Annotated in this window: 19 protein-coding genes and 1 tRNA gene; 7 read left to right on the top strand and 13 right to left on the bottom strand. The window is 40.1% G+C overall.

Annotated elements, in window-relative coordinates; translation table 11 throughout:
• The first annotated feature begins 85 nt into the window (after window positions 1-85).
• The 5 genes from VB733_RS04605 to VB733_RS04625 all read left to right on the top strand — a co-directional run bounded on the left by VB733_RS04605 (window position 86) and on the right by VB733_RS04625 (window position 6354).
• Complete coding sequence (locus tag VB733_RS04605; protein ID WP_323338936.1) at window positions 86-1003, top strand: histone deacetylase; 918 nt, start codon at window positions 86-88, stop codon at window positions 1001-1003.
• 87 nt (window positions 1004-1090) lie between these two features.
• Window positions 1091-2230 (top strand): glutamate--cysteine ligase, encoded by a 1140-nt coding sequence (gshA, locus tag VB733_RS04610; RefSeq protein WP_323338937.1) that lies wholly within the window; start codon window positions 1091-1093, stop codon window positions 2228-2230.
• A 402-nt stretch (window positions 2231-2632) separates the two neighbouring features.
• Window positions 2633-3094: a tRNA (uridine(34)/cytosine(34)/5-carboxymethylaminomethyluridine(34)-2'-O)-methyltransferase TrmL gene (trmL, locus tag VB733_RS04615; protein WP_323338938.1), complete on the top strand. Its 462-nt coding sequence runs from the start codon at window positions 2633-2635 to the stop codon at window positions 3092-3094.
• A gap of 844 nt (window positions 3095-3938) precedes the next feature.
• On the top strand, window positions 3939-6080 hold the full coding sequence (locus VB733_RS04620) for a peptidoglycan DD-metalloendopeptidase family protein (protein ID WP_323338939.1): 2142 nt from the start codon (window positions 3939-3941) through the stop codon (window positions 6078-6080).
• 200 nt (window positions 6081-6280) lie between these two features.
• A tRNA-Met gene (locus VB733_RS04625) sits at window positions 6281-6354 on the top strand.
• Window positions 6355-6453: 99 nt separating this feature from the next.
• On the opposite strand, the gene VB733_RS04630 is transcribed toward VB733_RS04625, so the two are convergent.
• From VB733_RS04630 to VB733_RS04690, 13 genes are all read right to left on the bottom strand, one after another.
• On the bottom strand, window positions 6454-7245 hold the full coding sequence (locus VB733_RS04630) for a class I SAM-dependent methyltransferase (RefSeq protein ID WP_323338940.1): 792 nt from the start codon (window positions 7243-7245) through the stop codon (window positions 6454-6456).
• A gap of 21 nt (window positions 7246-7266) precedes the next feature.
• Complete coding sequence (locus VB733_RS04635; protein ID WP_323338941.1) at window positions 7267-8682, bottom strand: sensor histidine kinase; 1416 nt, start codon at window positions 8680-8682, stop codon at window positions 7267-7269.
• 229 nt (window positions 8683-8911) lie between these two features.
• Entirely contained in the window at window positions 8912-9382 is a 471-nt protein-coding gene (locus VB733_RS04640) for a DM13 domain-containing protein (protein ID WP_323338942.1), read from the bottom strand.
• Window positions 9383-9535: 153 nt separating this feature from the next.
• On the bottom strand, window positions 9536-11152 hold the full coding sequence (locus VB733_RS04645) for a hypothetical protein (protein WP_323338943.1): 1617 nt from the start codon (window positions 11150-11152) through the stop codon (window positions 9536-9538).
• Window positions 11153-11330: 178 nt separating this feature from the next.
• Window positions 11331-12254 (bottom strand): NAD(+) kinase, encoded by a 924-nt coding sequence (locus VB733_RS04650; RefSeq protein ID WP_096611408.1) that lies wholly within the window; start codon window positions 12252-12254, stop codon window positions 11331-11333.
• Window positions 12255-12261: 7 nt separating this feature from the next.
• Window positions 12262-12567 (bottom strand): NADH-quinone oxidoreductase subunit NuoK, encoded by a 306-nt coding sequence (gene nuoK, locus VB733_RS04655; RefSeq protein ID WP_323338944.1) that lies wholly within the window; start codon window positions 12565-12567, stop codon window positions 12262-12264.
• A 203-nt stretch (window positions 12568-12770) separates the two neighbouring features.
• A complete protein-coding gene (locus VB733_RS04660) occupies window positions 12771-13373 on the bottom strand; it encodes an NADH-quinone oxidoreductase subunit J (protein WP_096613412.1) in 603 nt (200 codons plus the stop codon).
• A 120-nt stretch (window positions 13374-13493) separates the two neighbouring features.
• Complete coding sequence (gene ndhI, locus VB733_RS04665; RefSeq protein ID WP_323338945.1) at window positions 13494-14078, bottom strand: NAD(P)H-quinone oxidoreductase subunit I; 585 nt, start codon at window positions 14076-14078, stop codon at window positions 13494-13496.
• Window positions 14079-14168: 90 nt separating this feature from the next.
• Complete coding sequence (nuoH, locus tag VB733_RS04670) at window positions 14169-15287, bottom strand: NADH-quinone oxidoreductase subunit NuoH (RefSeq protein WP_096611402.1); 1119 nt, start codon at window positions 15285-15287, stop codon at window positions 14169-14171.
• Between the two features lie 421 nt (window positions 15288-15708).
• Window positions 15709-16845, bottom strand: a complete 1137-nt coding sequence (locus VB733_RS04675) for a citrate synthase (RefSeq protein WP_323338946.1) — start codon at window positions 16843-16845, stop codon at window positions 15709-15711.
• A 113-nt stretch (window positions 16846-16958) separates the two neighbouring features.
• A complete protein-coding gene (gene sixA, locus VB733_RS04680; RefSeq protein ID WP_323338947.1) occupies window positions 16959-17459 on the bottom strand; it encodes a phosphohistidine phosphatase SixA in 501 nt (166 codons plus the stop codon).
• A 347-nt stretch (window positions 17460-17806) separates the two neighbouring features.
• A complete protein-coding gene (locus tag VB733_RS04685; RefSeq protein WP_323338948.1) occupies window positions 17807-19084 on the bottom strand; it encodes a bifunctional oligoribonuclease/PAP phosphatase NrnA in 1278 nt (425 codons plus the stop codon).
• A 704-nt stretch (window positions 19085-19788) separates the two neighbouring features.
• Entirely contained in the window at window positions 19789-20286 is a 498-nt protein-coding gene (locus tag VB733_RS04690; RefSeq protein ID WP_096611394.1) for an HNH endonuclease, read from the bottom strand.
• A gap of 400 nt (window positions 20287-20686) precedes the next feature.
• Here VB733_RS04690 and alr point away from each other — a divergent pair, with 400 nt between their 5' ends.
• Window positions 20687-21874, top strand: a complete 1188-nt coding sequence (alr, locus tag VB733_RS04695) for an alanine racemase (RefSeq protein ID WP_323338949.1) — start codon at window positions 20687-20689, stop codon at window positions 21872-21874.
• A gap of 317 nt (window positions 21875-22191) precedes the next feature.
• On the top strand, window positions 22192-22344 hold the full coding sequence (locus VB733_RS04700; protein WP_323338950.1) for a hypothetical protein: 153 nt from the start codon (window positions 22192-22194) through the stop codon (window positions 22342-22344).
• Window positions 22345-22449 lie beyond the last annotated feature (105 nt).

A 22449-nucleotide genomic window follows, 5' to 3' on the forward strand; every position in this document is an offset into this window, starting at 1 on the left:
ACACACATTTTTGCTAATTTTGCTGAATTTATTTAATTAATAAATGTTTTCCTAAAAAATCATCTTAATTGCTAATCAGATAAATATGGACTTACCCATTATTTACCATCCAGATTATGTTGTCCCATTGCCAGAAGGACATCGTTTTCCTATGCCAAAATTTCGGATGTTATATGAGATGTTATTGGCTGATGGAGTGGCACAAATTGAACAATTTCATACACCAACACAACCCTTGCCAGAATTAATCGAGCTAGTGCATACCAGAGAATATGTTAATGCTTATTGCCAGGGGACTCTCGATACCAAAGCGCAGCGAAGAATCGGTTTACCTTGGAGTCCCGCTTTAGCCCATCGTACCTGCGTGGCGGTTGGAGGAACTATTCTCACGGCAAAGCTAGCGTTAGAATTTGGTTTGGCTTGCAATACTGCGGGTGGAACCCATCATGCATTTCCTAATTATGGTTCCGGTTTTTGTATTTTCCATGATTTAGCGATCGCATCTCGCGTTGTCCAACAATCTGGTTTAGTTAAAAAAATTCTCATTATCGATTTGGATGTACATCAAGGTGATGGTACTGCTTTTATTTTTCAAGGTGATGACAGCGTTTTCACCTTTTCCATGCATTGCGAAGTCAACTTTCCCGGAACTAAGCAACAAAGCGACTTAGATGTGGCTTTACCAATCGGCATGGAAGATGACGAATATCTACAAACCCTAGCGAAATACCTACCAGACCTATTGACAGAAGTCAAACCCGATCTCATTTTTTATGATGCTGGAGTTGACCCCCACATTGACGATAAGCTGGGGAAATTAGCTTTAACCAACAGAGGTATATATCGCAGAGACATGCAAGTGCTGACAACTTGCACAAAAGCAGGTTATCCCGTCGCTTGTGTGATTGGTGGCGGCTACGCAGATGATTTAACAGCTTTAACCTACCGCCATTCCCTTTTACATCGTGCAGCCAGCGAAGTGTATCAGCAATGTCGATTATAGGAATTGAATTCAACCAAAATATATAGGCAGAAAATCGTCTAATTCGATACAATTTTAAGTATATGGAGAGCCAAGGAGTAATTTTAAGTGGCGTTATCAAAGGGCTTTGAAGTTGAAATGTATACTGGCACGCCAAATGGTGATGTCGTTGGTCTCTCCGACAAAATTACCGCTTCTTTGGACGGCTTTGTCCGCGAGCCAGATAGTCGTAATGTAGAATACACTACTGCTCCGTCTTCAAGTTATGACCAATTGCTATGCAGTCTTTTACTTCCGCGCCAGCAGTTGCGGAACTATTTGCAGCAGTTAGGTGATTATACTCTAATTCCTGGTAGCACTTTATCTCTGGGTGGCAGCGATCGCTTTGTTCGCTCCGACCCAAATAATCCCTATCACGATTACATTGAACAAACCTACGGCACAAAAGTTGTCACCGCCAGCATTCACATTAATATTGGCATCAGCGACCCAGAAGTTTTGATGCGTGCTTGTCGGTTAATTCGGGTGGAAGCACCGTTATTTTTGGCATTAAGCGCGTCGTCCCCATTTATAGATGGCAAAGCTACAGGCTATCACTCAACTCGTTGGGGCATTTTCCCCCAAACCCCCAGTCGTGTACCCTTGTTTGCCAGCCATGGGGAACATATTCAATGGGTGGAGGCACAACTGGCAGCAGGGACAATGCAAAACGTGCGCCATCTCTGGTCATCAGTTCGTCCCAACGGCGACAAACGTCCCTACGACCTCAACCGCTTGGAATTGCGAATTTGCGATTTGGTGACAGACCCGATTGCATTGCTGGCAATTACAGCACTGCTGGAAGCGAGAATCTTACAACTGATCGCCAATCCTGAACTCGACCCATTAATTGCGAGTAAATTTACAGCAGATGAGTTAATTGACATGACTGCGGCAAACGAAATGGCAGCAGCAACCAATAGTTTGGATGCAAGTTTGCAGCACTGGCAAGACGGTAGAACTATTCTTGCCCATGATTGGATTGCTGAAATTTACGATAGTGTCTGGATGACTGCAAAGGAAAATGGCTTTAGCTGTTTCCTATCACCACTGCAAAAAATTCTCCGAGAAGGCAATGAAGCTCAAAAATGGCTACAACTTCATAAAGTTGGCGTGAGTACGCATTCGGTAATGACGCAAGCAATTGCGAACATCCGCGATCGCGAAATTGAACTCCAAGAAAAAATCTGTTCCTCTGTTGTGTCTTAACGAGAATTTTTCAGTGTTGGATTATAAAGGATTAAATCGCGATTTATGGGGTAGGCTCTACCCCTTTTTAGGTATTTTTCTCTATTAAATTCTCATCAAAACTTAAAAGTTAGATTAAAATTACTTATGAATGGCGAGAAATTTCCAAAATTCAGGCAAAGAACACCAGTCAATATATCCATTACATCCAACTTAATCAAAAATTAATCTTTACTGAGATATGATTTGTAAGTGCTTCCATCAGAGTCAAGCTCTTTTGGGAGTATTTTTTGTGTTTTAAATTTCTAATCAATCGTTGTAGATTATCTGATATTAATAAAAACTATAAATGCCTTCTACCTACAGATTGATTTGACACCCACAACACATAGCCATATTTAATACCTAAGTAATTATCGTCAAATGCCGCAAATAGTTTTAGTAAATCCCCTAATTCCCCCAAATACTGGCAATATTGCCCGTTCCTGTGCCGCCACAAACACTGAGTTACATTTAGTTGGTCCCTTAGGTTTTGAGTTGAGCGATCGATATTTAAAACGTGCAGGATTGGATTACTGGGAATTTGTGAAGTTGCACTACCACGAAACATTAGAGGATTTCAAAGTGGCACATCAGCAACGCGGCGGTCGCTGGTTGGGGTTTACTGTTAAGGGTACTCACAACTACGCCCAATTTGAATTTCGAGATGATGATTGGTTATTATTCGGCAGTGAAACCAATGGTTTGCCATCCGACGCAATTCAAAAATGTGACGAAACCCTATATATACCAATGAGTCAGTCCGGTGTGAGGAGCTTAAACCTCTCTGTGAGCGTCGCTATCGGTTTATTTGAAGCCCGTCGTCAGCTAGGTTATTTACAATAAATCATTGTAATCACCATAATTTCTAGGGAATAACAGCTATACATAAGAAATAGGGGTTTTCCTTTTACATCTCCGTTAAATCACTGATATGATGTCGAAACACCCCATTAATTTAATGAAACTTTTCAAAAATACAAGGAAATACAAGTATTATTGCGAATAAAATCTGTTTTCTAGCGGCATTGGCGAAAAACCGCATGGTAAATTACACTGATAATTCTCAGTAAGCTTATATAAGAAATTTGTATATAAGAAACACTCAAAAAGGCAAAGAAAGATATAGTTTTTCATGAATTCATTCCCCGATAATATACGGAACAAAATAGCTGTAATTCTTTCATATCCTTGGTTTGCGAACTTTTGTTTGCAAATAGCCAATTTGAAGAATGTAAAATTACCTGCGAGTAATTACGGTTGTTTTTTAGGGAATAATCAACGTAAATTCTCCTGTTGGGTGGGCGGATTTTCCGTTGAACCCATGAATATATCTACAGCAGGAAGTAAATTTCTTCCAAATGCTTAGGTATAAGGGCTTAAGGGTTGTAAAATCAGACTTTTCACAATCTGTTAGTTTGATTACACCAGCAAGCTGCATATTGAACGATAAATGTAAAGAGTATGACACCATCTGTGGTGAGGTGTGATAGAACAAGTAAACGCTAAATTTAAATTTTTTTAAGCAATGCGAACTTGTTTAAAACAGAGAACCAGGTTAATCTTGCCTAAGTATCTCTGGTGAGTGTGATCTTGATCTATCGTTCGTAGTGATCTAAATCATTGACTAGTATCCGACTGAAAAAAATCGAGGTCAGTTAAGCGCTAGCGATCGTTAAGGAGGTCGTCTTTGAAACGAGCATTAAAAAAGAAAGTAAAGGCTGCACAAGAAAGTAACCCCAGTGAGGATGTTCCGGTGGATAATTTGAACGAACCAAACCTAAAAATCAATCGTCATAAACGAACCAGCGTGGCAATGATAGGTTTGGCAATCTCAATGGGTGCTACGAGCCTTTTGGTGACTCGGCAAAGCGACCAAGCCCTAGCAGCAGAACCTGTAGCCAATCAAAATACAGCTTCGACAACACCTGCTGCTGATAATGCGGTGAGATTTGCTGCCACAATCAAGCTGGATACCAAAGCCACTTCAAATATGAGTGTGCCTGAAAATCCAGTTATCGTGGAACCGACAGCAATTTCGCAGATACCAGGGCTTGGAGCTAAATTGCAAGTTGCAGCAAGCGGAGCTAGTCTACAGGTTCCGACACCAACGGCGGTTACGAACAAAATTACAGCAGAAAGCAAGACTGTTACAGTACAAGACCAAGCGGCAAAAGCTCAACAGATTGCAGATGCAATAGCCAGAGTGCAAGCGAATAGAGAGCAAGCACAGAAAGTCGAAGTTGCAGAAGAACTATCCAGCAACCAAGCGGCAACAACTTCAACAGTTGTATTAGCTCAACAAGCAGAAAACAACAAAGTCAACGAGCAGTTACAAGCACAGCAAGAGTTTGCGATTAATCGCTTACGGCAGAAATCGAACCGTTTAAAAGAAAGTCTGGCGGAGTTGCGGTCTGGGGAGACCAAGGTATCATTACCACAGCAAGAAATAGCAGCAGAGATAACTAATCCAGAATCTAATTCAGTTGTCGATGCCAGCGTCAACAACATATTTCCAGTCCCAGCTTCGACAGTGAAAACTGAAGAAGTTAAGTCTTATGAGGTTAAACCTGGTGATACATTAGCAGCGATCGCCATTAAACATGGTATATCGGTAGCTGACATTGCTAAGGCTAATGGTATTGCTAATCCCAACCAACTGAGAATTAGCCAAAAGCTGAATCTTCCTGTCGCAAAAACCTCAGTCACTAAAAACAAAGCCACTGTAGCAACTACAAGCAGTGCTTCCACAGTTGCCAATGTGACTGCACCAGTTACACCAGTCGCAGTACCAACGGCAATCCCAACCCCAGTTATAACTAGCAATACTAGTCAAACTGTTGCTTCCACAATCACCTCAGAATCAGCAGATATTCCCGCAAATGCAAATGGCGTGGGTGGTGAGACCCCTGTTCCCAAAGTATTTGCGGAAATGCAGCTAGCATCGCGTAATCATCGTAACAAACAAGTTAAAGATGACCCAGGTCTTCGCAGCTTGCAAGCTGAAATTGAACGTCTGCGCGAACGATATCGCTCTCAACAAGCTGGAAAGCGTGATTCTCAACAGAAACCCTACAACAATACTGTTGCGGTACCTATTCCCGTCTCCACAGAAAATACTGTTGCAGTCCCAACAGTTCCAACACGCGATCGCCGTAATGTCGCGATACCTGTTCCCACTTACAGAACAAATACAGTCGCAGTACCCATTCCGGTTCCCACACCAATGGCACCGAACTATAACGCTCAACCAATTAACCCTGAGTGGGCACGCAACGTACGCAATGGAGGAAGAATGTCAAATCCTCCCGTACCTACAAGCACAAATGCATCGGAATCTCTCGGTAACATGCGGGGTACAGTTGTGACACCACAATTGCCACCTCTTGCAGCAGTCGATAGATATCTACCCAGACCAGTTGATGAAAACACCAGACCAGCACCCGGAAACGCAGCATATATTTGGCCCGCTAAAGGTGTCCTCACATCTGGCTACGGTTGGCGTTGGGGTAGAATGCACAAAGGAATTGATGTTGCCAACTCAGTGGGTACTCCCATTTATGCATCTGCTCCTGGTGTTGTTGAAAAAGCTGGCTGGAACAAAGGCGGTTACGGCTTATTAGTTGAGATTCGTCATCCTGATGGCAGCATGACCCGTTATGCCCATAACAGCAGAATTTTAGTCTCACAGGGACAGCAAGTACAGCAAGGTGACACCATTGCGGCAATGGGAAGCACTGGCTTTAGCACTGGTCCACACACCCATTTTGAAATCCACACTTCTGGAAAAGGTGCAGTGAACCCAATCGCCATGTTAGCTCCAAGAGTCTAAATTTGCAGCAATTTGTCTCTAGATAAACAAAAAAGCTGTTGGGGGAGTTATCTCCCTCTTTTGCTTTCTCTCCCGCATCCACACTGTTTTTTTGTCCAAAATTAATTTCAGAAAAAGACTAGCTCCAATCCAAGTCTTGTGCTAAAATTAGAAGTTGTTGAACGAAATTTTTGAATTAAATTTCTAAACAACATTTTTCCGGCTCAGTAGCTCAGTTGGTTAGAGTAGGGGACTCATAAGCCCTTGGTCGTGCGTTCGAGTCGCACCTGAGCCATAAACAAACCAAGTATTAAAAGCTCCTTAGGTGGGGCTTTTAGTTTTTTATTAGATAAAATTCTCCTCAAGGCATACTATTGATTAGTGCGTCTGTTAGCTATTTAATCCCCAGAACGCGAATGCGGCGATAATCAGCACTCCAAACCCCATCTCGGTAAAGTGAGGGTTTTAAAAGCTGTTCTGTTGTGTGAATTACTTGCTTTTGTTGTTCGGGAGAAAGCATACACAAGAATCGACTCGCAAACATCAACAGCCAATTTTGCAAACCTGCATCACCATCAGATAATTTTGTCGGACGATTGAGTAAGACAGCATAAATAACATCAAATCCCTGCTTTTCTAAACGAGTCGCATAATCCCCAACACTAGGAAAATACCACAGAGAAGATATAGGGAATGCTTGCGAATCGAAATCAATCTCTTGTAATGCCTCTTTTAAGGCATCAGTAATAAATTTAACATTACCTTGACCACCAAATTCAGCCACGAAGCGTCCTCCAGGCTTCAGTGCTTGATAAATGCAAGTAATTACGGCATCGGCATCTGGTATCCAATGTAATGCAGCATTAGAAAAAACTGCATCGAAATTAGTCTGAAATGCAAAAGAACGTGCATCAGCAACTGCAAAATTTAAGTCTAAATTTAAGTCTAAATTTGGGTATAAATAATTGGCTTTTGCCTTGGCAATCATAGCGGCATCAGCATCAATCCCTAATACTTTTGCCCCAGTTTCGGCTATTTTCGCCGTTAATTGTCCTGTACCACAGCCTAAATCGAGAATATTTTCTCCTGGTTGTGAAGAAAGTAAATTGAGCAAATCTTCACCATATTTCCAGACAAAAGCATGTTTGTCTTCATAGAGATTTGTATCCCAGTTATTAGTAATCATTGGATGTAATAGTTGAGTAATTTAATTAATAGGTAAACTAACAATAAATACACTTCCTTGTTCTAACTGAGAACTCACTGTGATGCTTCCTCCCATTGCTTCAACCAATGTTTTAACTATCGATAAACCTAAACCAGAACCACCATTGGTACGATTACGTGCTTCATCAATACGGTAAAAACGTTCAAATATTCGTGATTGATTTTGTAAAGAAATACCATAGCCGCGATCGCATACTTGAATAATTGCTTTTTCTCCTTCCTGTTTTAATTTAACTACTATTGTTGTATTCGGATCAGAATATTTTCCGGCGTTGTCAATTAAATTCAATAAAACTTGTCGGAGACGGTTAACATCAAATTTAGCGAAAATTGGCTTATTTGCAGGCTGAAAAATAATTTTTCGAGAGTTTTTATCATTAAACTTTTGTGCCATCTCAACAACTTCTAAAATTAAATTGTCTAAAATATTGCTTTCAATATGTAAATGTAAATTACCATTATCTGCACGTGCTAATTCCAGTAAATCTTGCAATAGACTAATTGTGCGTTCAGCTTCTTCTGCCGCTGTTTCTAAAGCTTCAATTTGCAATTCCGTTAAATTATTTTTTCGCCTTAAAACACTTTCTAAATAACCACGAACTATAGTTAAAGGAGTGCGTAATTCGTGGGAGACATTACTCACAAATTGTCGTTCCTGTTCCCATGCTTGCGAAAGGCGCGATAGCATCATATTAAAAGTTTGTGCTAGTTCTTTCACTTCACTAGGAGCATTTTTAATTGATACTTGTGCTTCTCCCAAGTCTTGAGGTGAAATCACAGATGTCATTTGACTAAGATGACGTAAAGGAATGAGAGAATGCTTAATATAGTATGCGATCGCAAATGCCATGATTGTAATTACAGCAATACTGATAATGCTTAGGTCTCGTATCATTTGTGCAAACATTTGCTGTTCTTCAGTAATATCTTGAGCGATAGAAATATTACCTAATAATTGACCTTTGACTTCTAATGTCTTACCACATAATACAAAATAGCGACCTTGAAGTTCATATATTTGTGCTTTATTTGCCTGATTACTAAAGTTCATTAAATTAGTAGCTGTGGAATTTGGTAATAAATTCCAGGTAGTTGATTGTGCCAAAATCTTATTATTTGGACTTCTGAATAACAAAAAAGTATTATGAGTAGTTAAATTATTAATTACCTTTTGTAGTACAGTCTCTTGTAAGGACATTTCCATATAAATTTTGATATCATGAGGCAAGCGTGAAGATATTTGTTCGATATTACGCTTATGATTATCAATTAAAATCTGTTGCATTTTCCAAGCTGTCCAAGTAGCGAGACTACCTAAACCCAACATGGAAAGTATAGCCACACCAAATGTTAGCCGAAGTCGTAAAGAAAATAAATCTAGTTTTTTGAATAACACGGTTTATTAGGTAATAGGTGAAATTAATTGATTATTTTAAATCATAAATTTAGAATTAACAGTCAGGAAATATTTATCAAGTAATATTTTCGTCTAAATTAATTAGAAAAACCCGTTTTTTTCACCAAATAAGTAGGATAGGGTTAATTAAATCGGGTTTATTAGATTTTGAGGTTTATTGTATAAACAGCCTCAAATTATTAATTTAATCAGTAACTAACACAAGTAACTAACTACTTAAAGTCGCATAACCAAAAGTTGAATTAAATTGGCGACACCAAATAGCTACTGATTTAAAATCTGCTAACGCGATATCTTCAGGAATAGCATAGCGTTGAGAACCTCTAGTTTTTTGTAAAGCCGCCAGCCGGACGTAATCTTTCTCTCTCACTCCACTGTTAGGAACTGAGGAGTTACGATATAAAATCACAAATAAATCTGGACCATTGTCAGTTTTAAAACCTTGATCAAACTCGACAAAACTTCTACCATTTTCACGAACTATACGAGCATTACCCTCTGTTGAATATCTCGCTGGTACGAAACTCCCAATTTTTGCCGTCGATGCTTGGCTTTTTGTTCTCACGCTAGTAGTTGAAGATGTATCAGTTTGTGGAGAATTTGAACTAACTTCTCTAGAACAGCTAACAATTAATGATAGTCCGATCGCCATCAGAGGAATAAGTTTAAATTTCATCATTTTTTAAGATTTATGAAGGGATGAACTGAACATAGATATATATAATTTAGAGCCTTTCAAGGTTAAAAAAATGAGTATAACCTGAGAATTTGTTTAAATTTTCTATTACGGGTTTTCAGCTTGTTTTAATTCCAACTTAATTGACTTTGGTTTCTATCTACCTAGTTTTAAAAGAGAAGAGTATTTATCCAAATATACAGGGTGCGATCGCAAACGATATTTAACTTCTATTTCTTCTCGCAAATCATTAGAGGGATTCAATATAAAAACTGTAGGATTGCGCCTAACATTTGTCGAAAAGGACATGCTTTTTTGAATTAATTGAAGTCTTACATTGGTGTCTAATAAATAACTGAGGGAGAAGATGTTACCATAATTTATTCCAGAATCATCACTAATTAGAAGGGGAGCGGCAACTTGATTAATTATTTGGGAAATTTCCGGATTACCATAGCTCACGCTTTTATTCCACCATGTTTTTGCTTCGGAGCTAACTGCAATTGAAATTAAGCCCATGGAAATAACAAATACCACGATTATTTGCCAAGCTTGTCGCCTAGCAAAAATACCATTATTGAGATTATAACTACACAAGTATGCAACTGCTATTTGTATTCCTAAGACTGAAGGAATGAAATCTCTGGCTGAAGTCGCTCGCATTTCCCCCAACAGTAAAGATTGGGAGATTAATGGTAATGCAGGAATCACAATTAAAGTGATGATAAATAACCAAGTTTTTATATTAGTAGTTAAATATAGGAAATAAAGAGAATAAACTACTAAAATACAAAAAAATATACCGAAAAAATTATCAAAAACATTATTTAAGTTACCATCTAAATCACCATTAATATCAAAAAAAATTCTCTTTCCTTGTAGCAAGCAAGATTGAAGTAAATTCGCTAATCTCAAAGTAGAATCATTCTCAAAATTTCTATCTTTTAGCGGGTCAAAATTATTAATTAATATCACTATCCATGGGCTGAAGAATAAAAAACTAACTAAGGATGCCATAGTAAATCTCTCTACAGCTTTATTCCAGCGAAATTTATTGATAGTAATTACATATATGACATGGGCTATAACTACAAAACCACTTAATAAAAATGTGTAGAGACTGAGTGCTAAAGTTAACGAATAAAGACCCCAATTAAAAACTGGAGACTCAACATATTGATACTTTGAATCAAGTCGAATCGCCCTTAATAACGCAGCACTTGATACCAAGATAGTCACAGCCCATAGCATATATTCGCTGGCTTCCTGGGCATAAAGAAAATTAAGCGGTGAAGATGATAAGATTGCGATCGCAATCCAAGATACACCCAATGGCACCTTAAATAATTCCCAGCATAGCCAATACATTGCTGTCATCGCCAACAGGCTGAACACCACAGATAAACTTCTAATTACTGTCACTGAATTAACAAATATTTGCCCAAATATCTGTACCCAAAAACGAGCAACAATATAATATAGTGGCGGATGTTGTGGGTCTTCCACCGCTAAAGAAATAATTGTATCGCTCCAATCCCGTTGATTATTAATATTTTGATACCGAAAAAGACTATCTGGTGAAATAATTTGACCATTAAATAGTCGTTGCCTTACCTCATCCTTTGTATATCCAGACAAGCGTAACATTGTGTAAGTTTCATCATGACAAAAAACCTTACTATCTAGGTTTGTGCAGCGAAAAAATATACCCAGAACCAAAACCACAACAATAAAATACCGCAGCCAATTAGGAGCAATTCGTAGATGCCGCATATTCAAAAGGGAAAGAAGAAAAGAGGAAAAAATGCAGGGAAAACTTTAGGAAAGCGATTTCTTCCCCATGTAAAATCCCAAATTAACCACTATCAATTAAACAATTGGCTGTCCATCTGCGCTTATTATCTGTATTCAGATACTTCACGACCCATTATTTCCCCCTTGGCATCCTGAATTAATTCGCATGATTTGTACTGCTGTAACGAACCCTAGTTCCTGCCCACAATAACTTCTCACGCAATGTCTGATAATAGGAATTATTTTCTCGCAGGATAATAAACTTAGCTCGACACTCCGCCATGCGAATATCGACACGATGTCCAGGCCAAATCGAAGTCGCCAGAACTCCATCCATCCACAATTTTGTACTCAAATCGTAATCTCCCAGAGGCCAAATACTCACAACCGAACCAGGAGGTAAAACAATCGGACGACTCGAAAGACTCATTGGACAAATTGGAGTCACAGTCAGTGCTTCCATCCCATCGTGCATAATGGGACCATTTGCGGAAACAGTGTACCCCGTCGAACCCGTGGGTGTAGAAATTATGAGTCCATCTCCCACATACTGGTCAATAACTTCCCCATCAATTTCCATTTCTAAAATTGACGTAATCATGCGGTCAGCCGAAGCGGGTTTGACACACATTTCATTTAACGCCAAATATCTTTCCGTTACAGGTTCTAAATTAGAACCATGTCCTTCATATAAAGCCGCTTGCAACATCATCCGTCGTTGAATTGCATAGCGATCTTCTAACAAGCGATCCCAAACGTTTTCTGTATCTTGAAATTCTTCTACCGATTCAGTCAAAAATCCCAAATGCCCGCCAACATTCACACCTAATATGGGAATACCAGCCGGAGATAAATGCCTGGCAGCAGTTAATACGGTACCATCACCACCAAGCACCAATGCCAAGTCTATAGTCCCAGCAGCAGAAGCCAAAAAAACTGGGTAGGGATTATCTTTTGGTCCGCTTGGTCCCATCAAGACTTGGCAATTACGATTTTCCAGTTGCTTGGCGCAAATCTCTGCCCAACGTTTACTTTGAACATCTCGCGCCTTATAAGCAATAATTACCTGCTTTAGCTCCACACGAATACTACCATTTGAGGAGGTTGAACTGCTCCATATCGACAGTATCGCGATTGCGATAAATTGCCAATACAATAGCCAATCCTACCGCCGCTTCCGCCGCAGCTACAGTAATTACGAATACCGTAAATACTTGACCTTTTATTTCTGTGGGGTCGAGGTAGTTAGAAAATGCCATCAAGTTAATATTGACAGCATTCAGAAGCAATTCAATTGACATCAGAACTCTGACAGCATTACGACTTGTAATTAGACCGTAAATTCCGATGCAAAATAAAGCGGCAGCAAGTAACAAAAAGTATTGAAGTTGCATTGATTTTTGATTTATTAGTGATTGGTTACTTCGTAATTTGTGATTGGGTATTAATTATTAGGTATTAGTTATTGGATATCTTGTAATTAAGTGAGTGGTTACAATCAAAACCAAAATTACACTGTCTTCGGGTCTGATATTTAATTAAACCTACCTGCTTAACTTTTAACTATTGCCGATTAACACCCAATAACAATTAACCATTATTCATTTTCACTACCTGAAGAAATTAATTCTCTAGGACGCTCAGGTAAAGTCAATAATGTTTGCGGAACACCAGAAGCATCAACTTCAGGTAAGTATTCGCGACGTGCCAAAATAATTGCACCAACCATTGCCATCAATAACAAAACTGAAGCAAGTTCAAAAGGCAATAAGAAATCGCTGAAGAAATGTTCGCCAATCAAAATAATCGGGTTATCTACAGGAGTTGCAGTGGAATGTGACCAAGGAGTCGCTAGTACCATTGTACTGAGAAGTGCAAATAATCCAAAGCTAACGACTGCTGTTAGGGCTTTACGTACCCAAGCATTCGGGAAAGGGGTAAAGTTTTGGCGTTTGTTTACTAACATGATGGCAAACAGAATTAGTACGTTGATGGCACCAACGTAAATAAGTAATTGTGCTGCCGCGACAAAATCAGCATTGAGTAATAGATATAAGCCGGAAATGCTGAGAAATACACCGCCTAATAAAAAGGCAGAATGAACGATATTGTTTAACAAAACTACACCTAGCGCCGCTCCAATCATCATCAGCGCCAGGATAGCAAACGAAACCAGCTGTACACCTTCGGCTAAATTCACTTTCAATTATCCTTTCTTGATCGCAAGTTATGACTTAGTTAATTGGTGATAGTTATTTGTTAATCAGTAATTCCCAAAAATTCTGCCAATTACAACTAACCGTTAACCATTAACTAATGATTAATTTTCTGTTTGTTCGACTAAGTCTTCGGGACGAGAACCGGCACGAGGTGCGTCAGCAGGTAAATCGTGGGGGTCCATGATACCTTTGGGGAGGTAGACGAACTCCCGTAGTGGTGTCACCATTGGATCGTTAGTCACCTTATAAGGTAAACGACCAAGAGCTACGCTATCGTAGTTTAATTCATGGCGATCGTAAGTTGAAAGTTCATACTCTTCCGTCATCGATAAGCAATTTGTCGGGCAAAATTCTACGCAGTTACCGCAGAAGATACAAACCCCAAAGTCGATACTGTAGTGCTTAAGTTTTTTCTTTTTAGTCGCTTTATCAAATTCCCAATCGACTACAGGTAGGTTGATTGGACATACCCGAACACAAACTTCGCAAGCAATACATTTATCGAATTCGTAGTGTATTCGACCACGAAAGCGTTCGCTAGGAATCAATTTTTCGTAAGGATATTGGACGGTGACAGGACGGCGACGCATGTGATCGAAAGTCACAGAAAGACCTTCGCCGATATATTTTCCGGCTTGTACTGCGTCCTTGGCGTAGTCTCCAACTTGTTTAAGGAATTTCAGCATAAATTTTCACACTCTCTCTTTAAAGTTAGGAGTCATGACACTTGATCTTCGTTCTGAAATCGAAAATCAAGCGTCAGAACATTACTCTTCTTATCCACCGAAAGCAACAGGGAAAACTAATTTCAATGCTGCTGTCAAGAGTAAATTTACTAAAGCTACAGGTAACAAAAACTTCCAGCCTAAATCAAGTAGTTGGTCAATACGAACCCGTGGTACTGTCCAACGTAACAAAATTGCTAAGAAGACAAGGAAGTAAGCTTTGAGTAATGTCATGGTGACACCCAATGATGCTGTAATGACTTGCAGCACTGGTTCAGTTTCGCTGACACCTAGCCAATTAGCAATGAGGCTAATGGGGAGGGGGAAATCCCAGCCACCAAGGTAGAGAACAGATACAAGTAAAGCCGAGAGTACGAGGTTGATGTAGGAACTCAGGTAAAATAAAGCGAATTTCATCCCCGAATACTCGGTTTGATAACCCGCGACAATTTCTTCTTCGGCTTCCGGTAAGTCAAAAGGCATCCGTTCGCATTCTGCCAGGGCTGCAATCCAAAAGATAATAAAGCCAACAGGTTGTCGCCAAACGTTCCAGCCCAAAATTCCATAGCCAGATTGCTGGTTGACAATATCAACGGTACTGAGGCTATTAGACATCATCGCGATCGCCAGTACAGCTAGTGCCAGTGGGATTTCGTAACTAATCGATTGCGCTGCTGCCCGTAATCCACCTAAAAGCGAATATTTATTATTGGATGCATAACCTGCCATTAACAATCCAATTGGTTGAATGCTAGACAGGGCAATCCACAAAAATACCCCCATGCCGACATCGGTGATTACCAAATTTTGTCCAAATGGCACAATCAGGTAGGACAAAAATACAGGTAATACAACAATGATGGGACCAAGGGTAAATAGTAAAGGATCAGCCTTTGCTGGCACAATATCTTCTTTGAATACCAGTTTTAACCCGTCCGCAACAGGTGCTAGCAAGCCCAAAGGACCGATATATTCAGGACCAATCCGTTGTTGAGCTGCTGCCGAAATTTTCCGTTCCAGCCAAACGCAAACCAGTACCCCAACTGTGGCACCAATCAGCATTAAAATCATCGGTAACGGCATCCAAATCGCTTTGGCTGTGCCTGCTGGCAGTCCCAATTCCTTTAGGGAATCAATAAATGTTCCTTGCAGATCAATTCCTGAGTTCATGTTTCCGCTCTATGAGTCAATGAAAGGTAGAAGTTAGAAGATAAAAAGCCAAAAACAAAACATATCTCCGGATCATTATCCTTATATATTCCCTTTTATCCTTTCCTCTCTTCCTCCATCCTTTCTTTAGTTGTTAGTCCATGTTGATTGACAACAATGTAAACTTGTTCATAAATGTAAATCCAGCCATCAAACATCGCGATGGATAATTAAAGTAGCTGAAGATTTTTGGCAATCCCATGCTTAGTATATCGTTGGATGGTTTTTGGCTGATTTGAGTCAATGAAAAAATCTACTGATGATATGGATTGGGATTTACAAATTGGGATAGTCGGAGATAGGGAGAGGCAAAAGTTGTTTGTGTCACTACTTTTGTGCCTATATCTATCTCCCATTTCAGCACGTCCCCTTTCCCCTATTTCTAGCGTTTCTCCACTGGTGTATAAACAACATCATGATTACCGTTGTAAACCTGTGTTGGTCGGAAAATTCGGTTTTCTTCGAGTTGCTCTTTCCAGTGTGCTAACCAGCCTGCTACCCGTGCGATCGCAAATATTGGTGTAAACAAATCAGTGGGAATTCCCATCTTTCTGTATACTAAACCGGAATAAAAGTCAACATTTGGATATATTCCTTTATGAGCAAGTTTTTCCTCGACTACTCGCTCCATCTCCTGGGCAATATCGTAGTATTTATCTTGCCCAAACTTGGCAAACAATTGTTCGGCTAAATTTTGTAAAATCGTCGCACGTGGGTCTTTAACCTTGTAGACGCGATGCCCAAAGCCCATAATTTTCGCTTTGCGCTGCATACAATCCTCAATGTAGGGACGTACATTTTCAACCGAGCCAATTTCCTCCAACATTTGGATTACTTCTTCATTTGCCCCACCATGCAAAGGTCCACCAAGAGTTCCAACAGCACTGGCAACTACAGCATAAGGGTCGGTTAAGGTCGATGCTGTCACCCTCGCACTAAAAGTAGATGCATTCATGGTATGTTCGGCGTGGAGAATCAAACATACATCAAATATCCTTGCTGCTAATGGGTCGGGAACCTTTTCGTTAAGCATGTACAAGAAGTTCCCAGAATAATCTAACTCATCTTTTGGACGTACTGGGTCATTTCCTTTACGCATCAACTGAAATGCCGCTACCATTGTCGGGATAGTTGCCAAAAGCCGAACTACAGCATCCCGAATATAAACAGGGTTATGCAAGTCACGACGGGAGTAAAACAAGCCTAAAGCAGCAGCAGAGGCTTGTAAAGCATCCATTGGGTGACCGCTTTCTGGAAATGACTTCATCATGTCACGGATGCGGTATTTAATGCGGCGATGCATCCGGATTTCTTCCTCAAAAAGTTGAAGTTCTTCTTTGGTTGGAAGTTGATTCCAAATCAAAAGATAGGCAGTCTCCAGAAAACTACTTTTTTCCGCTAATTCTTCAATGCGGATGCCACGATATTCAAGTAATCCTTTTTGCCCATCAACAAAACTGATACTGGATTCGGCGGCAGGAATGCCTTCCAAACCGGGCTTATATTCGCACACCATCATGGCAACACCATCTGCTTTTTAAAAGATTGGATTGGGCTTCAAAGACCAGAAATACTTATCGCCATAAGAGTATCTGTCCTAACACAAAAATTCTGGCAAAGATATATTTTTTGTTAGAGCAAATACTTGGGTGGTGTCAATAGGAACATATAACTACTACCCAAAGGAGTAGCCTTTTCTGGTACTTTTATCCCGATCGTACCAGCTTTTTTCAGGACTAGCCTTCCTTTTGCTTCTCCCCAGACCAAAAGCTCTGTCCAATAGCCTAAATCTGGTTCATGTCCCACTAATGCTAGTTTAGCTTCTGAGGAAATTTTCGGGTTTTGGGTTTCTAGCCAATTTTCGATCCAAGCAGAGATATCTCCACCGGGAGCAAGGTATGATGATTCTTCAATTTTTTTACCCAGTCCAGCTTTCAGAAGAATTTCTGCGGTTTGACGCGCTCGTACCAAGGGGCTAGTGAGAATCAAATCAAATTTCAAATCGAGTTCTACTAATCTTTGAGCAACCTTCTCTGTTTTTTGTCGCCCTTCTTGAGTTAGTTTGCGTTCTTCATCTGGGATATTTTCGCGTTTTTCTTCTGCGATACCGTGGCGAATTAAGTAAAGTTCCACAATTTATGATACTTTTTCGATTTATGACCCGTTTATTATCTCAAGATTCACAAAAATTTTACTATGCAATTTGAGTGAAATTTCAGTTGCAGACCGTAAATCATTATTGAGTCAATCAATAGGATTAGGTGATTAAAAGAACGCTAGATCGAGGAATTTATCGCCTTGAAAGGGTATTAGAGTCGTAAAAAACTAAAAGCCATTCCTCACTGGCAGGAACGGCTGAGAGAATTTGTTGATGTGTATAGGACTTACATAAATTCTAAAAGCCAATAGCTAAAAGCTAACCGCTAATAAGCATTTTTGCTTAACCAAACCCTATTGGATGCTGACTATCCGTGATGTATCTATTCTTGATGGATGGGATTATCTTTCGGGTTTACCAATCGCAAGAGTTTTTGTTTAATTTGGGAATCATAAACTTCCCATTTCATTTTGGCGTAGGTTGAATTTTCATTCCCTCCCGATAAAAATCCCATGGGAATTTCAAAACCACCTGCACTGGTTCTTCCCCCACCAAAAAAACGTCCTTGGCTATCTTGACCGAAGGCTTCTTTGATAAACTCATCCGGATCGAGGGTTAGTTTGGTTGTTCGCAAAGAACCAATAACTATTTCGAGTTCTTCGTCTTCGTCATGGACTATCCCATAAACCACGGCTGTATGCACATTTTCTTCGGTGACAATAAAATCTGCGGCTTGGGGGATTGCGTCGCGATCATCGTAGCGTAGATATCCCACTCCAGCGATGGAAAAGTTGTTTTGGACGATGCGATTTTTGAGCGATCGCTCGATTACGTCCATGACTCTTTTAGAACGATTCGCCTGCAATACTGCGTTGAGTAGTTGAGCATCACAAAAGCGGCTCAAATACGCAGCTGCCATAAAATCTTCCTCCTGAGCCTGCATCAAGCGATTTGTATCAGAACGCAAGCCATGCATTAAGGCTGTAGCACATTTGACATGCTGGCTAATGCTGTTATCTAGCGATAATAAACCCGTTTGCAGATACTGGGTAAAAATTGTAGCTGTTGCTCTGACTGAAGGACGAATATCAACAAAATCTGATTTTAATTCACCTTGTAAACTATGATGGTCAATGACTGCTACTAGCGGTATTTCTGCCTGCTGTACCACCGATAATAGCTGTGAAGTAGTTCCTTGATTATCGATTAATACAAAACCCTGGTATTGAGATAAATCTTTGCTTTTTAAAGTCGGTAGCGCCCAACGTTGAGCAGGTAGTCCTGTCAGCTTTACTAATGCGATATTTTCTTGGTGACTGAGAGTGCCAGCATAAATAATTTCACATTTAATATCGTACTGCTGGGCAATAAGTTGGTAAGCCCAAGCTGAAGATAGGGCATCTGGATCGGGAAAATCTTGTAAAACTATTAGATGCCGCTCGTGTCGATGTCCTAAAAGCGTATTTCTTAGCTCTTCTGATTTCTGATACGCCAAATAGTTATTATGACGTTGCCCTAAGAACGCGGTTGTTTCACCCGTTACTCCGTTAACGGGGTGTTTAATCAAGGGAACGTCAACATCTATGTCAACTTCTTCAGAGGATGAATCTTTAATCAATGGAAAACTCTCAAGCTGAGAAAGGGGAGAATTTAATTGCATAGAGAAATGGTTTTACTTACGTGAGGCTCCTCAACAACTTCGACAAAGCTCCAAAACCATAAATAAATTTTCTGGTTGAGTTACACATTACGATCTTCGCAAAAATATTGACATCTGACACACAAATTATGCCCATCTGCATAAATGCGATCGCCTATGGTCATTAATTAATTTTCACTAATATCTCACTAATAGTAGTTACTTGTGTGAAAAGTGACTAACAAAGGTAAAAATATCAGCAAAAGAATCAAGGGGAAAGAGAAATTTATTCTCCAAGTCATATATCCACTGTATTTCCTCACTTAGCATCAGCTAACCTGTGGTTGTAACTAGATGAATACACAAAAATGTACTATATTATACTATCATCAATCGGTGCAATCTCAGTGCTTTTGAATAATAAAACATGATTTTAAGCATCGCTGCCTCGATGGACAGGATGCTTGTACGATTTATATGGGTGGGCAACAAAAAAACATAGCAAATGCAAGCTGCCAAACACAGCATTCACTTTCGCAGAAAGACCAGAAGGACTGGAAATTGAGTCAATCTAAATCTCTCGTCAAAAAAATATTTACGCGCACAGTTGTCTATGACGAAATTCTTTGCTAAACTCTAAAGGTTCGTCGCTCAGATTTGTCAAAGACGAAGCGGTTATGATTGTCCTCTCTCGCTTTACATTACTTAATGTTTTGCTAGAGAAATCAAAGACCAATGACGTACTTTTGCCATTCGTTGTGCGTGCCGCTTTTGAGATGCTTGCTGACCTCAAAATAGAGGCTGCTGTAAGGTCGGCGAGGAGAGTGGCGCAAAGGCATACGAGCTTCCTGTGGTGTTCGACTTCCTTTCTTGACATTACATCGCACGCAAGCTGTGACAATGTTTTCCCAAGAGTCGCCACCACCACGCGATCGCGGTACAACGTGGTCGAGTGTTAACTCGTCTCCCGTGTAACCACAGTATTGACAAGTATGTCCATCACGATGGAGTAGATTCCGACGAGTAAGAGGGATTTCCTTATAAGGGACGCGAACATAATGCCGCAACCTAATTACTGTGGGTAGCGGGAAGTCAGCGTAAAGGAATTTGCCGTTATGTTCTACCTGTTCTGCTTTGCCTTTAATTAGCAAAATAGCCGCACGTCGCCAACTAGTGATATTCAGTGGCTCGTAGGAGGCGTTTAGGACTAAAACCTTCCCCATTGATAAACGCTCAAGGTATTAGTTTTACATATATTAACACAAAGATAAGCTTCTCTGCTAGATTAGAATAATTTATACATTCAACTACATGATTCATAATATTGATTAAAGGAAGGATTCGGGTGTTAGTCTACCGATGTCAATTGTCAGTATTTAAAAGTTAATATTGAGGCTTCGCAACTCAGAAGAGAAAGGAAAATTAGGGTTTGTGCTACTGACTAATGCTCACTGAAAAAAAATGATTGCATTGAGATAAGTTTTTTAGACATTAATAGCGGCTTGCTCTTGTCTCCATCCCGTAATCGAGGATAAACTTCCAGATTATTCCGAATAGTTTCCTTGGGTTTGAATATGTAAACACCTGGAGACTATGAGTGTGGTGTGATAGGAGCAAGTGAATATGTTGAGCGGCGAGCAAATCCAAAGTATTGTTACTTCCCAGCAGTGCGATACTTATGCTTGGTATTCCCAACGCGCTTGGGTAGAAATTGACTTGGCAGCGCTTTCGCATAATGTGAGACAGTTGCGACAGTTATTGTCAGATAAAACGCAATTAATGGCGGTTGTCAAAGCCGACGCTTATGGACATGGTGCAGTCACCGTTGCCAAAACTGTAATTGAATCGGGAGCAAGTTGGTTGGGGGTTGCCACAGTTCCGGAGGGCATTCAGCTGCGCGAAGCTGGAGTAACAGCTCCTATTTTAATATTAGGAGCAACACAAACACGAGAACAAATTCATGCGATCGCTCATTGGAAACTTCAGCCGACCCTATGTAGTCCAAAGCAAGCTTTAGTATTTTCTAATACTCTCGAAGCCATGAATTTTGATGTCGCCTTACCAGTTCACATTAAACTTGATACTGGGATGTCACGCTTAGGGACGGACTGGCGACAAGCTGGAGAGTTTGTGCAGCTAGTAGAGCGACTGCCACACTTGCGTATTGCCAGTCTTTATTCACACCTTGCCACCGCCGACAGTCCTGACCAAACTGTGATGAATCTTCAGCATCGGCACTTTGAAGAAGCGATTCAACAAGTTAAAATTTTGGGAATAGAAGTACCTTGCTTGCATTTTGCCAACACCGCAGGCACTTTGACAAACCCAGCCTTGCATTACGATATGGTGCGGGTAGGACTGGCTGTTTATGGATATTATCCTGCCGAACATTTACGTCATCGCATCAACCTCAAGCCGGTAATGCAAGTAAAAGCACGAGTTACGCAGGTGAAAAATATTGCTGCTGGTACGGGTATCAGCTATGGACATAGATATATCGCTCCCAATAATATTCGCCTTGCTGTTGTGGGAATTGGCTATGCAGACGGTATCCCGCGTCACCTGTCTAATAAAATGCAAGTATTGATACGCGGTAAGCGGATACCCCAGATTGGGACAATTACGATGGATCAAATTATGTTGGATGTTAGTAATATTCCTGACATCCAAGAGGGTGAAGTTGTGACTTTGTTAGGAACAGATCAAGGAGAACAAATTACCGCAGATGATTGGGCAAATGAATTGGGTACAATTCCCTGGGAAATTCTTTGCTCATTCAAGCATCGCTTGCCTCGTGTTGCCCTGGAATGATGACGACTGCTTAGAAACAGGAATTGAATAACAATTCTGAAAGAATATGAAATGGTGCGTTACGCTGCGCTAACAGCACCCTACTTTTGCACTTTATTTAATTCACATTCCTTAACTTAGGCAAATTGAAATAGTAGCAGGAAATTTTTTTCTTGGGTTGGATGCTTCATCTCAATTTCCTTCTAAATTTGTAACTTTGTCTGCATTTGTACTCTTGACTTCCGGATAGAATCATCCTGAAGGAGTAGATAAACAGTAAGAGGTGCATCCAATGCAAGTAATCTCGCTTTGCCTGCCGTCACTTAGAGAGAGAAGCCATGTTAGAAAAATTTATACAAGCTACTATCATTACTTTTTTGCTCCACCTCATCCTTACAGTTAGCTCAAATAGTTCAATTCCGAGTAAAGGGTTACCATCTTTAGTCGAAAAACCTAATGCGATCGCTCAATTGGTGAAAATTATGGATTAATTTTAGATGTAACTCTAGAATCCATAATCTATATAATTGGACAGAAATTTGGCTCGTAGTTGAAATTGAGTTGCGGTAGAAGGTTAGACTGAGCAGGAAGACTTA

The organism is Calothrix sp. UHCC 0171, from assembly GCF_034931845.1.
Lineage (GTDB): Bacteria > Cyanobacteriota > Cyanobacteriia > Cyanobacteriales > Nostocaceae > Brunnivagina.